We start from the raw sequence: 24,082 nt of genomic DNA, 5'->3' as shown, positions 1-24,082 counted from the left end.
GATACTATGAATAATACAACAGAAGAAATTTTAAACACATTATTGGTACAATTATTTAATGATATATTACATATCGAAGAAAAAGCTATGAAAAGAACAGAGTTTACAAATTTATCAATAACAGAAATTCATACAATAGAAGCTATTGGAACTGAAGGTAATAGAACTATGGGTGAAATAGCACACGATTTAAGAATAACTGTGGGTACACTTACTACGGCTATAAATAGATTAATAAAAAAAGGTTATGTAGAAAGAAAAAGAATAGAAGAAGATAGAAGAGTTGTTCTTGTAAGTTTAACAGATGCAGGTAAAATGGTTTTTGATGCTCATGGTGTTTTCCATAAGGAAATGATTGATGAAATACTTGAAAATTTTGATGAATCTGAGTTAGGTGTTTTAACTAAAGCTTTAGGCAAAGCAACTAGATTTTTTGAGAGAAAATATGAGAGCTTCCAATAGGAGGCTTTTTTATTATAAAAAATTATAATAAAATAAAAGCTATCTTACTAATTGATTATTTAAATAATATAAGTAAGATAGCTTTTACTTTTATAATCTATAATTCAGAAACCAATTCATTTATGACTTCTTTTACAGATTTTACTTCATTTATTTTATAAGCATCAGCACCACAAAATAGTAAAGCATTGTCTATATCTCCTTTTACTGCATTAATTAAAGCTGCTGAAATACAGTAAGGTGTACTTTTAGGGTTACAAGGAACTAAACAATTATAGCATTTACGAATATTAGGTCTTGATAAAGTTATAGAATCTAAGAATTTGTTTTTTATAGCTCTCCCTGGAAGACCCACTGGACTTTTAACGATTTTTATATCTTCTTTTTTTGAATTGATATATATACTTTTAAAGTTTTCGTGTGCATCACATTCATATGTGGGAACAAATCTAGTTCCAACTTGAACACCACTAGCTCCTAAATCTAAATATTTTTTCACATCATGGCTAGAAGAAATTCCTCCTGCTGCTATTACTGGTATTTTTTTATTATATTTTTTCTCATAATTTTTTACGATATTTAAAATATTTTTAAAATCATCATCATAATTAATAGAATTTATATCATTTAATTCATCATTACTAAAGCCTAGATGACCTCCAGCTTTAGGTCCTTCAACTATTATTAAGTCAGCTGTAGTATTGTCTTTTTTATCCCATATTTTTAATATTAGATTAGCAGCTTTTGATGATGACACTATTGGAGCTATTTTTGTTTTAGAATTTTTTACTAAGCTAGGCAACTTTAAAGGAAGACCAGCTCCAGAAATTATTAAATCACATTTAGATTCTACAGCGGATTTTACATGCTCTTCATAGTAGCTCATGGCAACCATTAAATTAACTCCAATAATACTATTATTAGATTTTTCCTTAGCGATTTGAATATGTTTTTTTAAAGCTCTTAGGTTAGCCTTTAAAGTATTATTTTCAAAATCATATTCATCATATCCAATATTTACGCCAGATATAACTCCTATACCACCGGCATTACTAACTGCTGAAGCTAAAGATGAGCGTGATATTCCTATACCCATACCACCTTGTATTACAGGTACATTTGCAATTAAATCTCCAATAACTAATTGTTTCATAAATTTCCTCCTAAGAATGAAAGAAATTAAAATTTAAAATTAACTAAGATAAGTATTATTATACTACAAATTCAATATATTTTCAGTAAATATATAATAATCAAAATATATAATAATTTATAAATTAAACAATATCTTACATAAAAATGAATATATTAATTATGACATAAGATAAATATAGCGAATGTTTTCTTAAATATAAAATATTAGACAAATTTTAATTAAAAAGGAGATGTAGTTATGACAACAATAGCATGGATTTTTATGGGGGTATCGTGTATTTCTCTTACATTAGTATGTATAATAACAGTAAAGAAAACAATCGATTAAATCAGATGAATAGTATAAAAAAAGAAGTATCCTACAAATTTATAGGATACTTCTTTTTTAGGTAAAAAATCGAAAAATATAATTATTAGCTTTTATATTAATTTAGATGTATAATATAATGACACAACTTGTTGTAAAACATAAGGAGAAATCATGATAAAAAGAGAATTTGATATAAATGATATAGCATACCTTGCTAAAGATAGAAGAATAAAAGTACATGTTGATGGTAGTGATACTTATACTAAAAACATATCTTTAAAGTCTGGATATGCTGTTAAGATACTCGACTTTTATGAAATAGAAAAGTATGGATATTCATATGAAGCTGAATTTAAAAAAGATGGGACTTCATATATAATAAGAAGGCACTTAAGTCAATCAGATTTAAGACCTAAAAAAGTTATAAAGTAATAGGAGAAATTAGACAATGAATTATATAACGCCAAATAATAAGTATGAAATATTTGTAAAAGATATAGCAATAAAGCAAAAATTTGATAAGCAAATTACTAAATCTGTTACAGTAACAAAACACCAAGTAGAAGAGTGTATTAAATTTGCTGAGGAAAGTGTGAACTCATCAGATTATTATAAAAAATTAGTTCCTAAAGATATAAAAGATGACCAGCTAAAAAAAGAAGTTGGAAAGCAAAGATTATTTATAGAAAAGATAGCTGAGTGTGGAGTTATAAACTATTTAATTTATAAAGGGATAGACTACAAATTATTATCATCTAATAATATAGGTATAAAAACTGCAATAGCAAAAGAAATTCACACAAGACTTATAATAGATAAGAGTGAGTTTTCTAATAATCATAAAGATTACTATATAGGTGTTCATTTAAATATGGAAATGGTTAATAAGAGAGATAATATAAATAGACATTTAGTTAAAGACCTATATAATATAGAAGAAGTTCAAATATTTGGTTATTTAGAATCTAAGTTTATTAAAGATCTTAGATATGAAACTATTATAAATAAAAATGGCAAAAAAGAATTTAGATTCTATACTAAAAAGTCAGATGGATATGATAAGAAAAAAGAGTATGCAAAGCTTATAGATACACAATGTAAGTGGTATTATTTAGATAAATGCATGCCAATAGACAATTTATTAAAAAAATAAAGTAGTTTTAAAGCTCACATATAGTGGGCTTTTTAATATTAAACATCTTAATAATAATTCTTCATTATGATATAATAATAATTTAGATACAAAGGAGGTCAAAACATGCAAATAGACAGAAGTAAATTAACTCCTATGATGAAACAATACTTTGAATGTAAGGATAAATACCCCGATTGTATATTATTCTTCAGACTAGGAGATTTCTATGAAATGTTTTTTGAAGATGCTATAGTGGCTTCAAAAACATTAGAAATAGCATTAACAGGAAAGTCTTGCGGATTAGAAGAAAGAGCACCTATGTGCGGTATACCTTTCCATTCTGCAAATTCATATATATCTAAGTTAGTAGAAAATGGTTACAAGGTAGCTATAGGTGAACAGCTTGAAGATCCTGCTACAGTAAAAGGAATAGTAAAAAGAGATGTAATAAGAGTAGTAACTCCTGGTACAGTACTTGAAGGAAGCTTACTAGAAAATAAAAAGAATAACTATTTACTTTCATTATATAAGGTAAATCATAACATAGGTTTAACTTATGTTGATATAAGTACAGGAGAAACAAATGCCACTTATTTAAGTAAAGATAAAGTAGTAGAAGAAATAGCAAAAATTCACCCAACAGAAATAATACTAAATGATTTAAGTTTTATGGATGAATTAAAGAATATAGCTACTATAGGCAATATATATATAAATGAGAATTTTGAGGAAAAATATTTAGACACAAATATACTAAATCAGTATTTTAGTGAAGAATATTTAAGTAAATTAAAATTTGATGATAACAGTTTAATAAAAACAAGTTTATGTATACTTTTAAATTATATTTATAATACGCAAAAACAAGTTACTTCAAATATTAATAATATTAATATATATAATTCAAGTGAGTATATGGTGCTTGATATGTTTACTAGAAATAACCTAGAACTTACTCAAACCATAAGAGGAAGCAAGAAAAAAGGGTCATTACTTCATGTATTAGATAAGACCTCTACTGCTATGGGAGGAAGACTTCTTAGAAAATATGTAGAAGAGCCATTAGTAAACAAAAAAAGAATAGAAAGACGTCTTAATGTTATAGAAGAAATAAAAGATGACTTTATGTTAAGAGAAGACTTAAACGAGATACTTAAAAATGTATATGACATAGAAAGAATATGCGGAAAAATTGCATTTGAAAAAGTAACTCCAAAGGAAATGATACATTTAAAAAATTCTATAGAAAAACTACCTGAATTAAACAATATAATAAAATCATCAAGTGCAGAAATACTAAAAAAATATATAGACAGTATGGATGATTTAAATGATATTTATAGTTTAATAGAAGATGCTATAAAAGAAGATCCAAGTATAACTATAAAAGATGGAAATATAATAAAATCTGAATTTAATGATGAATTAAAGGAACTTAGAGATATTTCTAAAAATGGAGCTTTCATGATAAAAGAAATAGAAAATCGTGAAAGAGAAAAAACAGGTGTTAAGTCTTTAAAAATAGGATTTAATAAAGTATTTGGATATTTTATAGAAATAACTAAAGCAAATCTAAGTACTGCAAATATCGATGATGGATATATAAGAAAGCAAACTTTAAGTAATGCAGAGAGATTTATAACATCAGAATTAAAAGAAATAGAAGATAAAATACTTAATGCAGAAGAAAAAATAAAAACATTAGAATATGAAATATTTGTTAATATAAGAGAAACTATATATAAAAATATAGATAGAATACAAAAAGTAGCAAAAATAATAGCAAATATAGATGTGTTTGTATCTTTTGCTACAGTAGCCTATATGAATAACTATGTAAAACCATGTATAAATGAAGATAATAAATTAGATATAAAAAATGGGCGCCATCCTGTTATAGAAAGTATAGTAGGAGAAGAAAACTTTGTTCCTAATGATACTTATTTAAATAGTGGAGAAAATATAATAAATATTATAACTGGACCCAATATGGCTGGTAAATCTACTTATATGAGACAAACTGCAATAATTACATTAATGGCTCATATAGGTTCATTTGTCCCTGCTGAATATGCTAATATACCTATTTGTGATAGAATATTTACAAGAGTTGGAGCTAGTGATGATTTGTCTCAAGGTCAATCTACATTTATGGTTGAAATGAGTGAGGTATCACATATATTAAAAAATGCTACTGATAAGAGTTTAGTAATCCTTGATGAAATAGGTAGAGGGACTAGTACTTATGATGGTATAAGTTTAGCATGGTCAATAGTTGAATATATTCAAAAGGAAATTAAGTGTAAAACACTTTTTGCAACTCATTATCATGAGTTAACTGATTTAGAAAATGAATTCAGTGAAGTTAAAAATTACTCTATAGCAGTTAAAGAAGATAATGAAGGAATAGTATTTTTAAGAAAAATAATACCACAAGGTGCAGATAAAAGTTATGGTATTTATGTAGCGCAGCTTGCTAAGCTTCCTAAGGAAGTTATAAATAGGTCTAAAGAAATACTAAGTGATTTAGAAAAAAATCATATAAATAATAGTGTAGCTTTAAACAAAAGTGAAAACTTAGATATTATCAACAAATATAATTCTATTAAAGATACTGATACTAGCAGAATAAACCAATTACAAGAAGAGATAGAAAAGTTAACTTCAAATAACTTTAAGAATGAGTATGAAACATTAAAGAAGGAACATATTGAGTTAGTTAAGGATTATAAGAATGTAAAAAAAGATTTTGATAAGTTAAATAAGGACTACAAAGAGTTAAGTAATTCTATAGAAAGTGAAGTTGTAAAAGAAAGTGCAGTAACTCAAATATCATTTGATACTATAAATGATAATAACTTATCAGATGAAATACTTAGCTTAGATATATTATCTATGACTCCAATAGATGCTATGAATGCTTTATTTAATCTTCAGAAAAAAGCAAAAGAGAAAAAATAACCTCCTGGAGGTAGATTATGTCAAATAGAATTAATATATTAGACGATTTAACAATAAATAAAATAGCTGCAGGGGAAGTTGTCGAAAGACCTTCTTCTGTAGTAAAAGAATTAGTAGAAAATTGTATAGATGCAAATTCTACTAAAGTAATTATAGATATAGTAGATGGTGGTAAAAAGTCCATAAGAATAACCGATAATGGATATGGAATATTATCCAGCGAAGTAGATAAATCATTTTTAAGACATGCAACTAGTAAAATAAAAAAAATAGATGATTTATATGATTTATATTCTTTAGGTTTTAGAGGTGAGGCATTAGCATCTATATCTGCTATATCAAAACTGGAAATGATAACTAAATCAAAAGAAGAAGCTGTAGGAACTAAAGTTATAGTTGAAGGTGGTAAGATAATATCTAAGGAGCCCGTTGGAACTAATAATGGTACAACTATGATAATAAGAGATATATTCTTTAATACACCGGTTAGACAAAAGTTTTTAAAATCAACTCATGCTGAAACTATTAATATAAGTGATTTAATTAATAAGCTTGCAATAGGAAATCCAAATGTTCAGTTCAAGTATATAAATAATGGAAAGCAAATGCTAAATACACCAGGTGATGGAAAACTTATTAATGTAATTAGAAGTATTTATGGAAAAGACATTACTGAAAATTTAATTGATGTAGATTTTGAGTGCGAGTATTTTAAAATGAGTGGATATATAGGCAATAATAATGCTTACAGATCAAATAAAAACTTACAACATACATATATAGATAAAAGATTTGTAAAAAGTAAGGTTATATTAGATGCAATAGCAGAAGCTTATAAATCTATAATTCCAATTGGAAAACATGCAGTATGCTTTTTAAATATTAAAATAAATCCATCTAAAATAGATGTTAATATACATCCTACAAAACTTGAAGTTAAGTTTGAAGATGAGAAAGATCTATATATAGAGCTTAGAGACTATTTAAGAAGAAGATTATTGAGTTCTAATTTACTAGGAAAATACGAGATTTATGAAAAAACTAGTAATCCTACTATAAAGTCTATACAAAATATAGATAAAGTAAAAGAAAGTGAAGCTCCAATAGAAGTAATTGATATATCTAAGGACTTAAATATAAATAGCTTTAAGTCTGTAAATGAAATACTTAATGAAAATAAAGAAGATAATAAATCAAATATTAGTATAAACAATGATAAAAATGAACATATAAGTATAAATGATAATTATAATTTAATAAATGAAATAGACAATAGCTTAAAAGAAAATAATAATATAACTAAAAGCTTAGAAAGATCTATAATTAATAAAGATAAAATAGAATTACCAACTAAAAACATAACTATAAGCAAGTTAGATAATAAAAACGAGTTCATTATAGATGGTAACATAGATATAAGCAAATCTTTCAGTATGGAAGATTTAGAAAGTTTAGATAAGATAGAAGAAACGGACTATATAGATACTATTTTTGAAGATAAAAATGATGAACCTATTGAAAGTTTTCAAGAAGGATTCTTTGTGGAGGATGATAATAAATTTTCACTAAGTGGTTATAATGTAGTAGGTACTATATTTAACACTTATATAGTATTGCAAAAAGGAAATTCTATGTATTTACTAGATCAGCATGTAGCACATGAAAGGGTTTTATACGAAAAATATATGGAGAAGTTTTATAACCATGATATAAGTATGCAGATGTTGCTTGATCCTATAATTTTAGAGTTATCTAGTGTTGATATGTTACAAGTGGAAAAGAACCTAGATTTATTTATGAAGTTTGGTTTTGAAATAGAGATCTTTGGTAATAATCATATTATGATAAGATGTGTACCAACTACATTTGGAGTTCCGGAGTCTGAAAAATTTATACTTCAAATAATAGATAATATAGATGAAATAAAAAATAATTATGAGTTAAAGGGTGAAAAGTTTGCATCAATGGCCTGTAAAGCAGCTATAAAAGCAAATGATAAAATACATAATATTGAAATTGATAGTTTAATCAATCAATTAAGCTTATGTACAAATCCTTTTACTTGTCCACATGGTAGACCTATAATAGTTGAAATAACAAAAAAAGAAATTGAAAAAATGTTTAAAAGAATCATGTAATTTAAGGAAGGTTATTATGAAGAAAGTACCACTTATTATACTTACAGGACCAACTGCAGTTGGAAAAACTGATTTGTCTATTAAAATAGCTAAAAATTTGGATGCAGAAATAATATCAGCAGACTCTATGCAAATATATGAGTATATGGATGTAGGAAGTGCTAAAGTAACTAAGGAAGAGATGAGTGGAGTTACTCATTATATGATAGATGAAGTAAAGCCAGACTATAACTTCTCTGTTTCAGAATTCCAAAAAAGAGCTGATAATTATATAGAAGAAATTATTAATAAAGGAAAGTTGCCATTAGTTACAGGTGGAACAGGATTATATTTAAATTCATTAATTTATAATATGGATTTTGCAAAGTCAAATGCTAATGATGAGTTAAGAGAGACGCTTAAATTAGAACTTGAAGAAAATGGTATAGATTATATACACAATAAGCTTAAAGAACTTGATGAAGATGCAGCAAGTAGGATACACAAAAATAATACTAAAAGAGTTATAAGGGCTTTAGAAGTGTGTCTTAGTGGAGAAAAAATGAATGATTTCTCAAAAGATTTACAATTTAATGATAAATATGAACCGATAATTATAGTCTTAAATAGAGACAGAGCTCACTTATATGAAAGAATTAATAAAAGAGTAGACATAATGTTGGAAAAAGGTCTAGTAGATGAAGTTAAAAACTTACTTAATATGGGATACTCTAGAGATTTAATATCTATGCAAGGTATAGGATATAAAGAAATTATTAAATATCTAGATAGTGAGTATGCATATGATGAAGCTATAGAAATAATAAAAAGAGATTCTAGAAGATATGCTAAAAGGCAAATTACATGGTTTAAAAGGTATAAAGAAGCTAAATGGTTTAATCTAGATGAATATGAAGATTTCGACATATTAGAAAAAGATGTATTAAGTTTTATTGAAAATAGTATTAAACTTGTATAAAATATAATATAGAATAGTGTAAAATATTAAATAAAATATATACATAATTTTAAAATTTAATTTATCTCGGGAGGGTATTAGGCAATGAAAAATTCAGTTTTAAATTTACAGGATTTATTTTTAAATAATGCAAGAAAAGAAAGAATACCTGTAACTATATACTTAATGAATGGAGTTAAAGTTAAAGGTGTTGTAAAAGGATTTGATAGTTACATAATCTTAGTAGAAGGGGATAACAGACAACAAAATATGATATATAAACATGCAGTATCAACTATGATACCTGATAAAAATATAAATCTACAAAATAATCAAGTTCAAGCTACTACTAATAATAGATATTAATAATTTAAAATATAAAAAGACTCAAACTGATCTTATTTCTAGTTTGAGTCTTTTTATATTTTAAGTGTAATATATTGAAGTTACTATAACTATTATAGTAGTCACAAATATTGGTATAAGTACAGAGGTAATAAATATATCTTTATATGAATCTTTATGAGTTAATCCACAAATAGCCAGTGTTGTAATTACAGCACCGTTATGTGGAAGTGTATCTAGTCCACCTGAAGCAAGAGAAGCGATTCTATGCATGATTTGTGGTGATATGTTAAGAGTATTACTCATAGCTATAAAAGTATGTGCTAGTGAATCTAATGTTATAGTAAGACCTCCTGAAGCAGAAGCAGTAATACCACATATTATATTTACCGATAAAGCTTCTGATACTATAGGGTTAGAAGATATATGAAGTATTATTGATTGTAATGTAATAAATACAGGTAAAGACTTTATAACACTTCCATAACCAACAATGGCACTTGAACTAAGTAAAGGTAAAAATGAATTTGAAATACCTCCGTTAATAACATTATTTAAGTTAGATATTTTTTTGGAGTTAAGCAATATTATAAATGATATAGCTATGACAATAGAAATAATAACACTCCATGTTCCAGATACATTATCTAAAGTAAGATTATACTTATTTAGATATGAACCATCAATAAGTTTATAAAATACCTTAGAAAAGAATAAATTACTTGTAAATATAATCAATATTGGTGCAAGTGCTACAAATATATTTGGAGGATCTTTAGAATCAATGTTACTATTTTCTATAAAATGGTTACCGTAGCCTTCTAAATTTAATTCAGCTTTTTTTACACGGTATGTAAGCCATGTCATACCAAGTGTTAGCATTAGCAAACTAGCCACTATTCCTATTAATGGAGCGGAAAATGTATCTGTTCCAAAGTATCTCATAGGTATAACGTTTTGAATTTCTGGAGTTCCAGGAAGAGCAGTCATAGTAAATGTAAATGCACCTAATGCAATAGTCCCTGGAATTAATCTCTTAGGGATATTGGACTCTTTAAAAAGTACATTTGCTATTGGATACAAGACAAATGCAACAGTAAACAAAGATACACCTCCATAGGTTAAAAGTGCACCAGCAAGTACTAAAGCTAATATAGTTTTGTCTTTTCCTAAATTATTCGTAATAAAGTTTGCTATAGACTTAGCATACATAACTTCTTCCATTAACTTTGCAAAAATAGCACCTGTTAGAAAGATTGGAAAATAGTTTTTTACAAAGTTAGAAAAACCACCCATATATATTTCTGTGTAATGAACCATTAAATGTGTACTAGATTCTCCACCTATAATTAATACAGTCAATAATGCTATTAGTGGAGCAGTTATAATTGTTGAATATCCATTATAAGCTAATATTATTATCAAAGATAATGATAAAATTAATCCAATCATACCTATCATATTAAGTTGTCCTCTTTCTATATTAATATTTAGATTATTGTATATATTAATATATCCAAAAATAAAAATTTAAAGTATTGTAATTACAAATAGTATTAATATATTATTATACTTAAAATACTATATTAAGTATAAACTTGCAGTAATATATGTGATATGGTAAAATTCTAATGTTAAAATTAAACAAAAAGACAGGTGGAATAAAATGCTTAATGAAACTAAAGATCTACTAAAAGGATTTTATGGACTTGATAATGAAACTTTTGAATTAGCAGAAGAAGTAATGAAGGACATAGAACCTCAGTTTGAAAAACTAAAACAAATAAGAGAATTTAATCAATATAAAGTATTAAAGGCAATGCAGGAAGCTCATTTAAGTGATAATCACTTTAACTGGACTACTGGTTACGGATATAATGACATAGGTCGTGAAAAAGTAGAAGAAATATTTGCAAATGTATTTGGAGCAGAAGATGCACTAGTTAGACCGATAATAGTAAATGGAACTCATGCATTAAGTCTATGTGTACAAGGTATTGTAAGACCAGGTGATGAAATACTTTCAGTTACTGGTGCACCTTATGATACCCTACAAGGAGTTATAGGTATAAGGGAAGAAAAAGGATCTTTAAAAGAGTTTGGAGTTACATATGATCAAGTTGACTTTTTAGAGGATGGAAATATAGATTTAGAAGGTATAAAAAATAAAATAAATGATAGAACTAAGCTTGTAATGATACAAAGGTCTAAGGGATACGCTTGGAGAAAATCTCTTACAATAGAAGATATAAAAGAAGCTGTAGAAACTGTAAAATCAATCAATAAAGATATAATAGTTATGGTTGACAACTGTTATGGAGAATTTTTAGATACAAAAGAGCCTACAGAAGTTGGCGTAGATATAATGGCTGGTTCTTTAATTAAAAACCCAGGTGGTGGTCTTGCATTAACAGGTGGGTATATCGCTGGTAAGAAAGAATTAGTTGAAATGATATCATATAGATTAACAACTCCAGGAATAGGTAAAGAATGTGGACTTACATTTGGAACTACAAGAACAGTTCTTCAAGGATTTTTCATGGCACCATATGTTACCTCTCAAGCTGTAATGGGTGCTATATTCTGTGCAAGAGCATTTGAAAAATTAGGATATGACGTACTTCCAAAATATGATGATTTAAGAAGTGATATAATTCAAGTTGTTAGGCTTAATAATGCTGATGAAGTTATAAGCTTCTGTCAAGGAGTACAAGCTGCAGCTCCAGTTGATTCTTACGTTAGACCAGAGCCATGGGCAATGCCAGGTTATGACAGTGAAGTAATAATGGCAGCAGGTGCATTCATACAAGGATCTTCAATAGAATTAAGTGCAGATGCTCCTATAAGACCTCCATATAATGTATACTTCCAAGGTGGACTTACATTTGATCATTCTAAGATGGGTACATTAAAAGCAATTCAGTCTATGAAAAAAGCGAAAAATAAATAATAAATTATATAAAATAGCTCCTATTATGTTAAATAACATGTAGGAGCTATTTTTAGTTATATTTAAAATGTAGGAATTATTATACCTTTATAATGTTCTTTTAAGAAGCTTCTAGACTCATCAGATGTTAAAATCTTTTTTAATATTTCTATTTTTTCACTATTTAAGTCTTCAGTTCTGCATGCTAATACATTTTCGTATGTACCGTCTATTTCTGGAGAGTATATACTTTGTTTATTTGCATCTAATCCGGCAGCAGCAGCAAAATTACCATTTATGAATGCAGCATCTACATCTTGTAATAATGAAGGCAATTGACTAGCGTCAGCTTCTATAAATTCTATATTTCTTTTATTCTCAATTATATCTTTTGCAGAAGATAGTTCTACACCTTCCTTTAATTTTATTACTCCTTCATCTTCTAATATTTTTAAGGCTCTAGATCCATTTGTTGGATCATTAGGTATTGCAAACTTATCTCCAGATTTTAATTCATCAAAAGATTTTATTTTATTTGAGTATGCTTGTAGAGGAACTTCATATAGTCTTACCACATCTGTTAAATCATATCCTTGCTTTTCTATAGATTCATTTAAATATGGTCTATGTTGGAATAAATTAGCGTCAATCTCACTATCAGCTAATGCTGTATTTGGAGTAGTATAGTCATTAAATGTTACTATTTCAAGTTCATAACCTTCTTTTTCTACTTCAGATTTTAGATGTTCAAATAATTCTGTACCTGGAACTTGCATAGCGCCAACAGCTATTGTTTTATCATTTTTACTTGATACATTACTTTTAGTTGAACACCCTACAGCTGAGATACCTAGTGTTAAAGATAACACGACTCCTAATAATTTCTTGTTAAATAATTTTTTAAGTTTCATATAAGATCCCCCTTAAGTTTATTATGAAATAAGCCTAAAAAATATAAAAAAATCCTGAGTATAAACTCAGGTTAACTTCAGTTTATACTTATCTTCCAGCTATGTGCTGCAGGATTTAGCACCATGTATATAAGAAATATACTGGTTGCCGGGTTTCAAAGGGCCAGTCCCTCCACCTCTCTTGATAAGGCTTATTTAATTTATATTTATATTAATATAAATTAATCAAATTGTAAATAACTTTTTAGATTTTTCTGAATATAAATTAAATTTGATGAAATTTTGAGCTATAAGACATATTAATAAATAAAATTTTATTGAATATGAAATATGTATATAAAAACTTTCATTTTTGATTAATTTAATAAATATTATAAAATTAATGCAACATTGAAAAATAACGAATATAATATATAAAAAGATTTAAAATCTAACTTATAAAAATAATAAAATGAAATTTATTAAATAAATTATGCAGCTAGTATAAAATTTAATGATATAAATAAGGGGGGATTTTATGTGTGTTATTGACAAAAAACATTCTAAGGGAGTAAGTATAGTTGATACAACATTAAGAGATGGAGAGCAAACAGCAGGTGTAGTTTTTGCTAATCATGAAAAAATAGCAATTGCAGAAATGTTAAGTGATTTAGGTATAAATCAATTAGAAGTAGGAATACCTGCTATGGGTGGAGATGAGAAAGAAGTGATAAAGTCTATATGTAAAAGAAACTTAAAACCCAGTATTATGGCATGGAATAGAGCAGTGATTACAGATCTAGAAAATTCTATAGATTGTGGTGTAGATGCAGTTGCTATTTCTGTATCAGTATCTGATATACACATACAACATAAGTTAAAAACTTCGAGAGAATGGGTTTTAGAAAATATGGTAAAAGCAGTAGAATTTGCAAAGCAAAATGGATTATATGTTTCTGTTAATGGTGAAGATGCATCTAGAGCAGATTTTGATTTTTTAGTTAAATTTATAGAATTAGCAAAGCAAGCTGGAGCTAATAGATTTAGATATTGTGATACTGTAGGTGTAATGGAACCATTTGCCATAAAAGATATTATATTTGGATTATACAATAAAACTAAGTTTGATATAGAAATGCATACACATAATGATTTTGGAATGGCTACGGCTAATGCAATAGCGGGTGTTCTTGGAGGTGCTAATCATATTGGTGTTACTGTAAATGGCTTAGGAGAGAGAGCTGGGAATGCTGCATTAGAAGAGGTCTTAATGGCTTTAAAATACGTTTATAAATATGAAGTAAATGTAGATACAACAAAGTTTAAATATATATCAGAGTATGTTTCTAATGCATCAGGAAGAGAATTACCAAAGTGGAAAGCTATAGTAGGAGATAACATGTTTAAACATGAATCTGGTATTCATGCAGACGGAGCGATAAAAAACCCAACTAATTATGAAGCATTCGATCCAAAAGAAGTTGGTCTTGAAAGACAAATAGTAATAGGTAAACATTCTGGAAAAGCAGCTATTGTAAATAAATTTAAGGAATATGGAATAAATTTAAATGAAAAAGAAGCTAGTATGATGTTAGAAGCTGTAAGAGCATTATCTATAAGAGCAAAAAGAACTTTATTCGATAAGGAGTTAGTACAAATATATCAAGATATTAAAAAATATATAAATAAAAACTAATTGGAGGAAATTAAAATGTATAAAATTACTTTAATACCAGGAGATGGTATAGGACCAGAAATATGTAAGGCTATGGTTAAGGTAGTAGAATCTACAGGTGTAAATATAGAATGGGAAGAAGTTATTGCAGGTAAAAATGCAATAGAAAAATACAATACACCTATACCGAAACATGTAATAGATACTGTAAAGAAAAATAAGGTTGCAATAAAGGGACCAATAACCACTCCTATAGGTAAAGGATTTAGAAGTGTCAATGTAACTTTAAGACAGGAATTAGACTTATATGCGAATTTAAGACCGATAAAAACATTTAAAGGTATTAAATCAAGATACGAAGATGTAGATTTAGTTATAGTTAGAGAAAATACAGAAGACTTATATACAGGAATAGAACACAAATTAGGGGAGTATGGTGCTGAAAGCATAAAAATAATAACTAAAGAAGCTTCTAAAAGAATAATTCAATTTGCTTGTGATTATGTTAATGATAATAATAGAAATAAATTAACTTGTGTTCATAAAGCCAATATAATGAAGTTAACAGATGGTCTATTTTTAAATATATTTAGAAGTATATGTGAAAAACATGATTTTGAATATAACGATTTAATAGTAGATGCTGCTGCTATGAATTTAGTATTAAATCCTGAAAAATATGATGTGATGGTAATGCCTAATTTGTATGGAGATATACTATCTGATTTATGTGCAGGATTAGTAGGTGGATTAGGAATAATACCTGGCGCAAATATAGGAAAAGATTATGCTGTATTTGAAGCAGTTCATGGAAGTGCACCAGATATTGCGAATCAAAATAAAGCAAATCCTACAGCAATTATTCAATCCGCAGTTATGATGCTTAAATACTTAGGCGAACAAGATAAAGCTATAAAAATTGAAAATGCACTTAAGCATGTATTTATGGAAGGAAAAGTAATGACTTCTGATTTAGGGGGAAGCGCAACTACACAAGAGTTTGTAGAGGAAATTTGTAAACACATCAAATAGAATTATATTAAGAGCTATATCAAGAAAGAGTTAGCTCTTTTTGATTTGTTTACATAATAAAATTATAGTTAATAAAACCTTCTGTTAAATGAAAATTATATAAAAATAAAATGCTTTTAATCAATTAATATCTATATGTGAATAAAATTCATGTTATAATTATACATAGTTTTAAATTAGAGCAGTAAGGTGAGGTAAAATGACAGAAGAGGTTAAAGTAAATAATATAGTAGATATAATCAATGATAGGGATTTAAGATTATGTGTTAAAGAAAATGAATTAAATATAAATATACCAAAAGAAATATTAGAAAGTAAATTACACTTATTAAGTGATTATATAAGAATATACTCTAATATTGAACAATTAAAGAGAATATTAACAAATATATATTTGATGAAAATTGCTTAATATCAATTGATCAGATTTGCAAGGATATTATAAGTATAAAGAGTGAGGAAAATTTAAATCATGTTCAGGCTTATATAAAATCAGATATAACTAATATAGAAGCTAAATTTAGAACTCTTTGTGCGGCACTTTTAATAAATATAGATGAAATAAATAAAATTAAAGAAGAACAAATAAGTAATTATATTAATAACACTTATGATAGAACTCATATAGTTGATAAAGATTACGTAAAGGACATAATGGATTACATAAAAAGTGAAAATATGTATTCCTTAAAAGAAAAATCAAGATATGGTATGATTTCTAGTGAGTACAATCTTAATAGCAGAGAAGATATATTAGATTATAATAATGAGGAAATTAATGGAGAATATAGTCCTATACTTGTAATATATAAGCCTGCTAAGTATCTAAGAGGTAAATATATACTTGATGATGCAAATTATATATATATAAAAAGACAGCCTTTAGATGCTCTAATAAATCAAGAAAAGCTTGAAGATAAAGGTATAGATTCAATGGGTGCTATAACATATTTAAAGCTTAAGCATAATCTTACTAATGAAAATTTACAAGAGATATTAGCTGAAATTTATGTATATGGACAAAGAAATGATATAAAGTTTGAAAATATTAAGTTAGCTGATATAACATCTAACAAAGTTTGGATGACAGCTGATAAATTAAAAGCTGAATTTAAAGAACTTAGATATTATCATAAAAATCTAACTCAAAGAGTTAAAGATATTTATGATTCAACAGGAGAATATTACACTCAAATTGGTGGAAAATATATTTTTAATAGTAGAGCATTTATGCATAGTTATAAGACTTTTAAGAACAAAGATATTGCAACTAAATAGTAATTTTAAGCAATTAAAAAATATACTTGTAATATATAAAAAATATAATGTAAAAATAATAGAAATAGATTAAGAAATGGATGTGTACTTAATTAAATAAATTATTACACATCCATTTTATATTACACCTCTTGTATAGATAATATCTCCTCGGGACAGACATCAACACATTTACCACAAGCGATACATTTACTTGGAGTTTCCTTTTCTTCAACTTTAGCTATTATACCTTTAGGACAGACTTGAACACAAGTCATACACCCTGTACATAATTTTTTATTTATCATGTACACTCCTTTTGAATTTTCTTTTATAGCGCCTTCAGGGCATTTCTTTGCACATACACCACACTGATTACAGACTTTTACATCTATAGAATCATCTTTTTTATTACCTATTCTTATACACGAAGTTTCCTCAGTGTAATTTTTGTAAAAAGCTTCAGAACAAGCTATTTCACAAGATAAACAAGATTGACATTTTAATCTGTCAGTAACAACTAATTTTTTCATACTATACTCCTCCAAAGTTTAAGTTAACAGTTTTATGTATGAACCCTTGTTGATACTTAAAGTGTAGAATACAATGTATAAAAAAGCAATTAAAACCACTCATAATGTTAAACTTTAAACATATCATAGACTTATAATAATATAGTCTAAAATGCATATATCTATCATAGGAATAAATAAAATAATTAAATTGTATCTAATTTCAATATACATACTGGAGGTCGACTATGAATATAGTGATAATCGGAAATGGAAAAGTTGGTAGGTCTTTAACTGAAAACTTATCAAAAAAAAATCACGATATAGTTGTAGTAGATGTAGACTATACTAAAATACATAAAATCATGAATAATTATGATGTTAAAGCTATATGTGGAAATGGAGTTATTTATGATACTCAAGTAAAAGCGGATGTAAATAAATCAGATATAACTATAGCAGTTACATCATCAGATGAGATTAATTTACTGGCTTGTATAATAGCTAAAAAATTAGGTGCTAAAGCTACTATTGCAAGAGTTAGCAATATAGAGTACTTGTATCAATTAGATTTTATGATGAAGAGTTTTGATTTAGATAAAATAGTTAGTCCTGAAAAAATAGTTTCAGAAGAAATTATAAATGTTTTAAGATATCCAAACTGTTTAAGTATTACTTCATTTAAAGATGAAAGTATTAAGTTAATTGAAATAATACTTAAAAAAAATAATAGGATGATTAACACTAAGATAATAGATATAAATAAAAAATTTAAAACTAGTGTATTAGTTTATGCTGTATATAGGAATAAAGAAATATTTATTCCTAATTATGATTTTATATTAGAGGAAAATGATAAGGTATATATAATAGGTAAATATAACAATATACAGTCTCTATTTTTAAATACAGGTATATTGCATGATAATATAAAATCTGTGATTATAGTTGGTGGGGGTAATGTAAGTATATGTTTAGCTAATAAACTTAGTGATTTAGGAATTAAAGTTAAAATTATAGAAAAAGATATAGAAAAATGTAGGTTAATAACTCACTTAGCTCCTAGATCTAAGATAATAAATGAAGACGGAACAATCCCAGATGTTTTACTTGAAGAGGGAATAAGAAGTACTGACGTTTTTGTATCTATGACTGATGTAGATGAAAAAAATATAATTGTATCAATGTATGCATCTCATTGTAATGTAGAAAAAGTAATCACTAAAATAAATGACGTATCAACTACAAATTTACTAGAGTCCAGCGATTTAACGGCATTTATCTCTCCTAAAGAGATTATATCAAGTTATATAATTAAATGTATCCAGGAAAAAGAATGTACTTTTTTAAAGGAATATATGACAAAAAAAGTAAGTTATAAAGTAACAGTTTTAGAATTTGAAGCAACAAAAAAAGATAAAGTAACAGGATTATTATTAAAAAACCTTAATATTAAACCTAATATCATAATTTTAGCAATTATTAGAAATAGCTCAATTATAGTACCTACAAATGATGATTATATAAGAAATAACGATAATGTTATCTTAATCACTACTAATAAGTTTTTAAGAAGATTAGATAATATCATATATTAGGAGGAACAAATGAATTTAAATGTAGTTTTAAAAACAACAGGAAAAATTGTATTATTTGAAGCTCTTTTATTATGTTTACCTCTAGGTGTATCTTTTATTTATAATGAAGATGCCTATACTTACTTTATACAGTCTATATTAATATGTATTGCTATAGGCTCTATATTAGCGATTATACCAACTAAGGAGCATAAAATCTATACAAAAGAAGGATTTATAATAGTTTCTTTATCTTGGATACTTGTATCATTACTAGGTTCACTTCCGTTTTATCTAAGTGGAGAAATACCTAAATTTATAGATGCATTCTTTGAAACTGTTTCAGGATTTACTACCACAGGATCTACTATTTTAACTGATGTTGAGAAGCTAAGTTATGCCATGTTATTTTGGAGAAGTTTAACTCATTGGATTGGCGGTATAGGGATATTAGTATTTTTATTATCATTTTTGCCACAATCTAAAGGTCAAAATATATATTTAATGCGTGCAGAAGTACCAGGTCCTATAGTTACTAAGTTTGTTTCTAAGGTGAAAATGAATGCTCGTATTTTATGTTTGATATATTTTGCATTAAGTTTATTTCAAGTTGGATTCTTACTATTAGGTAAGATGCCTTTATTTGATAGCATAGTTATAACCTTTTCAACTGCAGGCACAGGTGGCTACTCTATAACAAACGCAAGTATAGCATCTTATAATAGTGCGTACATAGATTATGTGGTAGGCATATTTATGCTTATATTTGGAGTAAACTTTAATATCTATTATTTAGTTTATTTAGGCAATATAAGAGAAGCTTTGAAAAGTGAGGAATTAAAGTGTTACTTAAAGATAGTAACTTTTTTTACAATTATTATTACTCTTAATATAATTCCATCATATATGAACATAGGACGAGCATTTAGAGATGCATTCTTTCAAGTAAGTTCAATTATAACAACAACAGGTTTTATAACTGCAGATTTTTCTCTTTGGCCTAAACTATCTCAAGTTTTAATCATACTTCTAATGCTAGTTGGTGCATGTGCTGGATCAACAGGGGGTGGAATAAAGGTATATAGAGTATTAACTTTATTTAAAGTATCTATAAACAATTTAAAATGTATATTTTCACCACATTCTATACATGCTATAAAGGTTGATGATGAATACGTTGAAAATGAGACTATAAATGTAATTCAAACTTATTTTTTTATATATATAATAATAATAATAGTATCTATGATATTATTGTCACTAGATTATATAGACTTAATTGGCATGGTTACCTCTGTAGTTACATGTTTAAGTAATGTAGGACCAGGTCTTGGTTCTATAGTAGGACCTGTTGGAAATTTTTCATCGTTTTCTGACCTATCTAAATTAACACTTATATTTGATATGTTAGCTGGAAGATTAGAGATATTTCCAATGATTTTTCTATTTACATCGTTTAAGCTTCATAAATAAATATATAATTTTATAAGAAAAAATAATAAAATGATTGACATGAATAAAATAATAATATAAGATTTAAACATAATTAAATAAAGAAATTACAAATGCGATGATAAGAAAGAGTAGATATAAGCATCTTTTTCAGAGAGTTTCCGTTTGGTGAAAGGAAATATTGATATTATATTGAAACACATCTTTGAGCAGTACACCGAAAGAATACTGTTTTAGTAGGCTGTACCGGATTCCTTGCACCCGTTATAGTGCTAAAGTATTAGCAAGTTAATTGCAGTACTTGATGAGGTTAGTGTCGTGAGGCATTAATGAATATAGGTGGAACCACGTGAGTTAACTCCCGTCCTATAGCTATAAGCTATAGACGGGAGTTTTTTAATATGAAAATTTAAGGGCCCTAATTATTTTATATTAATTACCGTACATCGTATATCAAGATATGATTATACTTTTGTTATTCAGAATATTTAGAAAATAAATAAGAGGAGAATGAATTTATGAAGAAAAATATATTAAAAAAAATAGTAATTACAACTTTATCAATAATATATACAAGTGTTTTAGTAGGATGTTCAAATATCAATGAGAAATCTAATAATGAAATGGTAATAGGTTATGATAATACATTTGTTCCAATGGGATTTTTAGATGGCAAAGGAAATACAGTTGGATTTGATGTTGACTTAGCAAATGAAGTAGGAAAAAGATTAAATATGAATATTAAATTTCAATCAATAGATTGGTCTATGAAAGAAGCTGAGCTTAATTCTGGTAATATAGATGCAATTTGGAATGGATATACATTAACAGAAGAAAGAAAGTCAAAAGTAGCTTACACAGATTCTTATTTAGATAATAAGCAAATAATAGTTACATTAAAGAGTTTTAATATAAATAGTAAATCTGATTTAAAAAATAAAACAGTCGGAACTCAAAGTGATTCAGCTGGCATGGAAGCTGTCTTAAAAGATACTTCATTTGTTGATAGTATAAATAATAAAGAACCAGTCTTGTATGATACCTTCGATAATGCTTTTAGAGATTTAGAAATAGGGAGAATAGATGCTTTAGTTGCAGATGAAGTTCTTGCTAGATATTATATAAGCCAAAAAGATCAAGATATTTATTCTATTTTAAATGATGATTTCGGAACAGAAGTATTTGTAGTTGGATTTAAAAAGGATAATACAGAACTTAGAGATAAAGTTAATACAGCACTAAATGAAATTAAAAAAGATAATACATTTGATGACATATATTCTAAATGGTTTAAGTAATAAGTAATTAAGTTTTAATTAAGGGGGCAAATTTATGTTAAAAGGATTAGGCATTGTAATATCAGTTTTTATAGTGACTTTAATATTATCAATACCATTAGGGCTCGTAGTAGCGATTTTAAAGAGGTCTAAATTTAAAATAATACAATTAGTAGCAAAACTATATATATTAGTTATGAGAGGTACTCCTTTGCTTCTACAGTTAATAGTCATATTTTATGGATTACCACTATTAGGTGTTACATTTGATAGATTTACATCGGGTATAATTGCATTCTTTTTAAATTATGCGGCTTATTTTGCAGAAATATTTAGAGGCGGAATAGAATCTATAGATAAAGGACAAAGAGAAGCTGCTGTAGTATTAGGCTTTGATAAGATTACAATGTATAAACGTATATTGTTACCTCAAGTTATAAAACGAATACTAGCACCAATGTCAAATGAGGTAATTACATTAATAAAAGACACTTCACTAGTATATATTTTAGGGTTAAATGATATTTTAAGATTGGCTCAAATAGAATCTATAAGAGAAGTTAGTTTATTACCATTAATACAAGTAGGAATTATTTATTTAGCTTTAGTAATGATTATTACTCAAGGCTTTAAATTACTAGAAAGAAAATATTCGTATTATAAATAGGAGGAAACTATGTTAGAAATAAAGAATTTAAATAAATCATTTGAAAATAATAATGTACTTAGAGATATTTCATTTAGATTAGAAAAAGGTGAGGTAGGTGTATTACTTGGAAAGTCAGGTGCAGGTAAAACCACTTTACTTAGATGTATAAACGGATTAGAGGAATTTGATTCTGGTAAAATTATAATAGATGGAGAAGTTATGAACGATAGTAAGGACATTCATAATCAAAAAGGCAAAATAGGAATGGTATTTCAAAACTTTAATTTATTTCCTCATATGAGTGTATTACAAAATATTATAGAAGCTCCAATTGGTATTTTAAAAGTACCTAAAAAAGAAGCTATAAATAAAGCTAATGAATTATTACAATTAGTTGGGTTAGAGGATAGAGGTGATTTTTATCCATATCAATTATCTGGTGGTCAGCAGCAAAGAGTAGCTATAGCTAGAGCATGTGCCTTAATGCCAAAGATACTTTGCTTTGATGAGCCAACTTCAGCTTTAGATAAAGAAACTACAAAAAATATTGTTAATATAATGAAGACGCTTAAATCACAAGGAATGACTATACTTATTATAACTCATGATACTAATTTTGCTGATGAAGTTGCAGATAATACAATAAATATAAGTAATGGAATAATTGAATATAGTAAAGAGGTTAGTTAAAAACTTTATTCTTGAATAAATATCTTTATATGATAAAATATATTGTAAAAACTAATTAGACATTAAGAGAGGTACTTATGAAAGGTAAATTTATAACTAAAGAAAATATATTCATACAACCTACAAAGTTTTCTGATATGCTAATAAACGCAACTGGATATGAAAGCCTATATAAACAGATAATAGAAAGTAAGATTGAATTTAATGAGGAAAAGTCATATGACTTACTTCCAAGTGGTTTTATCGATTTTAATCAACATTTATACGATGATATAAATCATATGAATTCGATAAGTACAGGATTATTTATAGAAAGAGCGTTGATCACATTTAGAATATTTATATGGACTTCAAGAGGAGAGGGCTTCGAAATATTTAAACATATATTAAATGAAAGTGAAATAGATAATTTAAAGAATTTAGAAGATGTTAAGGAATACTTATATACTCATCTATCGGAATTAGAATATGGAATAATTCATACTTATGATAAAGAATTAAAGGAATGTTATGAAGAGTTTGGAAAAGGAATAGAAGCTAAAAAACTTCCATTACCAAGTATACTTAAGTTTTTAAGTATAGATAATAACATATCAGAATTTAGATAGTTAAATAAAAAAAGAGAATGGATAATATATTACCATTCTTTTTTTATTTATATGAAAAGTACACTAGACGCTATTAAGATTTGACCTATAT

The 24,082-nt window shown here is 26.7% G+C and carries 22 protein-coding genes, 1 riboswitch and 1 other annotated feature; of the genes, 18 read left to right on the top strand and 4 right to left on the bottom strand.

What is annotated here, in order from left to right; translation table 11 throughout:
* Positions 1–6: 6 nt before the first annotated feature.
* Positions 7–462: a MarR family winged helix-turn-helix transcriptional regulator gene (locus tag EIH23_RS10950; protein WP_122640337.1), complete on the top strand. Its 456-nt coding sequence runs from the start codon at positions 7–9 to the stop codon at positions 460–462.
* A gap of 97 nt (positions 463–559) precedes the next feature.
* On the opposite strand, the gene EIH23_RS10945 is transcribed toward EIH23_RS10950, so the two are convergent.
* Positions 560–1,615: an NAD(P)H-dependent flavin oxidoreductase gene (locus EIH23_RS10945; protein ID WP_122640336.1), complete on the bottom strand. Its 1,056-nt coding sequence runs from the start codon at positions 1,613–1,615 to the stop codon at positions 560–562.
* A 483-nt stretch (positions 1,616–2,098) separates the two neighbouring features.
* On the opposite strand from EIH23_RS10945, the gene EIH23_RS10940 reads away from it, so the two are divergent.
* From EIH23_RS10940 to hfq, 6 genes are all read left to right on the top strand, one after another.
* Complete coding sequence (locus tag EIH23_RS10940) at positions 2,099–2,359, top strand: hypothetical protein (RefSeq protein WP_122640335.1); 261 nt, start codon at positions 2,099–2,101, stop codon at positions 2,357–2,359.
* 16 nt (positions 2,360–2,375) lie between these two features.
* Positions 2,376–3,080 carry a hypothetical protein gene (locus tag EIH23_RS10935; RefSeq protein WP_122640334.1) on the top strand — a complete coding sequence of 235 codons (705 nt, stop codon included), beginning with the start codon at positions 2,376–2,378 and terminating at the stop codon, positions 3,078–3,080.
* Positions 3,081–3,185: 105 nt separating this feature from the next.
* Positions 3,186–6,023 (top strand): DNA mismatch repair protein MutS, encoded by a 2,838-nt coding sequence (gene mutS / locus EIH23_RS10930; RefSeq protein ID WP_122640333.1) that lies wholly within the window; start codon positions 3,186–3,188, stop codon positions 6,021–6,023.
* A gap of 17 nt (positions 6,024–6,040) precedes the next feature.
* Positions 6,041–8,161 (top strand): DNA mismatch repair endonuclease MutL, encoded by a 2,121-nt coding sequence (mutL, locus tag EIH23_RS10925; RefSeq protein ID WP_122640332.1) that lies wholly within the window; start codon positions 6,041–6,043, stop codon positions 8,159–8,161.
* Positions 8,162–8,177: 16 nt separating this feature from the next.
* The gene (miaA, locus tag EIH23_RS10920; protein WP_122640331.1) at positions 8,178–9,119 is read left to right on the top strand and encodes a tRNA (adenosine(37)-N6)-dimethylallyltransferase MiaA; all 942 of its coding nucleotides are present in this window, start codon (positions 8,178–8,180) and stop codon (positions 9,117–9,119) included.
* A gap of 84 nt (positions 9,120–9,203) precedes the next feature.
* The gene (hfq, locus tag EIH23_RS10915) at positions 9,204–9,464 is read left to right on the top strand and encodes an RNA chaperone Hfq (RefSeq protein WP_122640330.1); all 261 of its coding nucleotides are present in this window, start codon (positions 9,204–9,206) and stop codon (positions 9,462–9,464) included.
* 60 nt (positions 9,465–9,524) lie between these two features.
* Here the strand turns inward: hfq and EIH23_RS10910 are convergent, their stop codons facing one another.
* Positions 9,525–10,904 (bottom strand): GntP family permease, encoded by a 1,380-nt coding sequence (locus EIH23_RS10910; RefSeq protein ID WP_122640329.1) that lies wholly within the window; start codon positions 10,902–10,904, stop codon positions 9,525–9,527.
* Between the two features lie 205 nt (positions 10,905–11,109).
* On the opposite strand from EIH23_RS10910, the gene EIH23_RS10905 reads away from it, so the two are divergent.
* On the top strand, positions 11,110–12,393 hold the full coding sequence (locus tag EIH23_RS10905; protein WP_122640328.1) for a methionine gamma-lyase family protein: 1,284 nt from the start codon (positions 11,110–11,112) through the stop codon (positions 12,391–12,393).
* Between the two features lie 62 nt (positions 12,394–12,455).
* Here the strand turns inward: EIH23_RS10905 and EIH23_RS10900 are convergent, their stop codons facing one another.
* Positions 12,456–13,283 carry a MetQ/NlpA family ABC transporter substrate-binding protein gene (locus EIH23_RS10900; RefSeq protein ID WP_122640327.1) on the bottom strand — a complete coding sequence of 276 codons (828 nt, stop codon included), beginning with the start codon at positions 13,281–13,283 and terminating at the stop codon, positions 12,456–12,458.
* A gap of 85 nt (positions 13,284–13,368) precedes the next feature.
* A riboswitch (SAM riboswitch) is annotated at positions 13,369–13,474 on the bottom strand.
* A gap of 326 nt (positions 13,475–13,800) precedes the next feature.
* Between EIH23_RS10900 and nifV the strand changes: the two genes are divergently transcribed.
* The 4 genes from nifV to EIH23_RS10880 all read left to right on the top strand — a co-directional run bounded on the left by nifV (position 13,801) and on the right by EIH23_RS10880 (position 17,247).
* Positions 13,801–14,958: a homocitrate synthase gene (gene nifV / locus EIH23_RS10895; protein WP_122640326.1), complete on the top strand. Its 1,158-nt coding sequence runs from the start codon at positions 13,801–13,803 to the stop codon at positions 14,956–14,958.
* A gap of 15 nt (positions 14,959–14,973) precedes the next feature.
* Positions 14,974–15,969 carry an isocitrate/isopropylmalate dehydrogenase family protein gene (locus tag EIH23_RS10890; RefSeq protein WP_122640325.1) on the top strand — a complete coding sequence of 332 codons (996 nt, stop codon included), beginning with the start codon at positions 14,974–14,976 and terminating at the stop codon, positions 15,967–15,969.
* A 199-nt stretch (positions 15,970–16,168) separates the two neighbouring features.
* Entirely contained in the window at positions 16,169–16,381 is a 213-nt protein-coding gene (locus EIH23_RS10885) for a hypothetical protein (RefSeq protein ID WP_122640324.1), read from the top strand.
* A 242-nt stretch (positions 16,382–16,623) separates the two neighbouring features.
* Complete coding sequence (locus tag EIH23_RS10880; protein ID WP_122640323.1) at positions 16,624–17,247, top strand: hypothetical protein; 624 nt, start codon at positions 16,624–16,626, stop codon at positions 17,245–17,247.
* Between the two features lie 122 nt (positions 17,248–17,369).
* On the opposite strand, the gene EIH23_RS10875 is transcribed toward EIH23_RS10880, so the two are convergent.
* Positions 17,370–17,759, bottom strand: coding sequence for a 4Fe-4S binding protein (locus tag EIH23_RS10875; RefSeq protein WP_122640322.1), 390 nt, complete (start codon positions 17,757–17,759; stop codon positions 17,370–17,372).
* Between the two features lie 227 nt (positions 17,760–17,986).
* On the opposite strand from EIH23_RS10875, the gene trkA reads away from it, so the two are divergent.
* From trkA to EIH23_RS10845, 6 genes are all read left to right on the top strand, one after another.
* A complete protein-coding gene (gene trkA, locus EIH23_RS10870) occupies positions 17,987–19,336 on the top strand; it encodes a Trk system potassium transporter TrkA (RefSeq protein ID WP_122640321.1) in 1,350 nt (449 codons plus the stop codon).
* Positions 19,337–19,345: 9 nt separating this feature from the next.
* Complete coding sequence (locus tag EIH23_RS10865) at positions 19,346–20,788, top strand: TrkH family potassium uptake protein (RefSeq protein ID WP_122640320.1); 1,443 nt, start codon at positions 19,346–19,348, stop codon at positions 20,786–20,788.
* Positions 20,789–20,876: 88 nt separating this feature from the next.
* Positions 20,877–21,139 (top strand) — a binding site (T-box leader).
* A gap of 146 nt (positions 21,140–21,285) precedes the next feature.
* A complete protein-coding gene (locus tag EIH23_RS10860; RefSeq protein ID WP_122640319.1) occupies positions 21,286–22,065 on the top strand; it encodes an amino acid ABC transporter substrate-binding protein in 780 nt (259 codons plus the stop codon).
* A 34-nt stretch (positions 22,066–22,099) separates the two neighbouring features.
* Positions 22,100–22,711, top strand: coding sequence for an amino acid ABC transporter permease (locus tag EIH23_RS10855; protein WP_122640318.1), 612 nt, complete (start codon positions 22,100–22,102; stop codon positions 22,709–22,711).
* A gap of 9 nt (positions 22,712–22,720) precedes the next feature.
* Positions 22,721–23,383, top strand: coding sequence for an amino acid ABC transporter ATP-binding protein (locus EIH23_RS10850; RefSeq protein ID WP_122640317.1), 663 nt, complete (start codon positions 22,721–22,723; stop codon positions 23,381–23,383).
* 77 nt (positions 23,384–23,460) lie between these two features.
* A complete protein-coding gene (locus tag EIH23_RS10845; RefSeq protein ID WP_122640316.1) occupies positions 23,461–23,991 on the top strand; it encodes a hypothetical protein in 531 nt (176 codons plus the stop codon).
* Positions 23,992–24,082 lie beyond the last annotated feature (91 nt).

It is taken from the genome of Romboutsia sp. Marseille-P6047 (assembly GCF_900604535.1).
Lineage (GTDB): Bacteria > Bacillota > Clostridia > Peptostreptococcales > Peptostreptococcaceae > Romboutsia_E.
The sequence above is the reverse complement of the archived record's forward strand: the minus strand, read 5'-3'. Positions and strand labels throughout refer to the sequence as shown.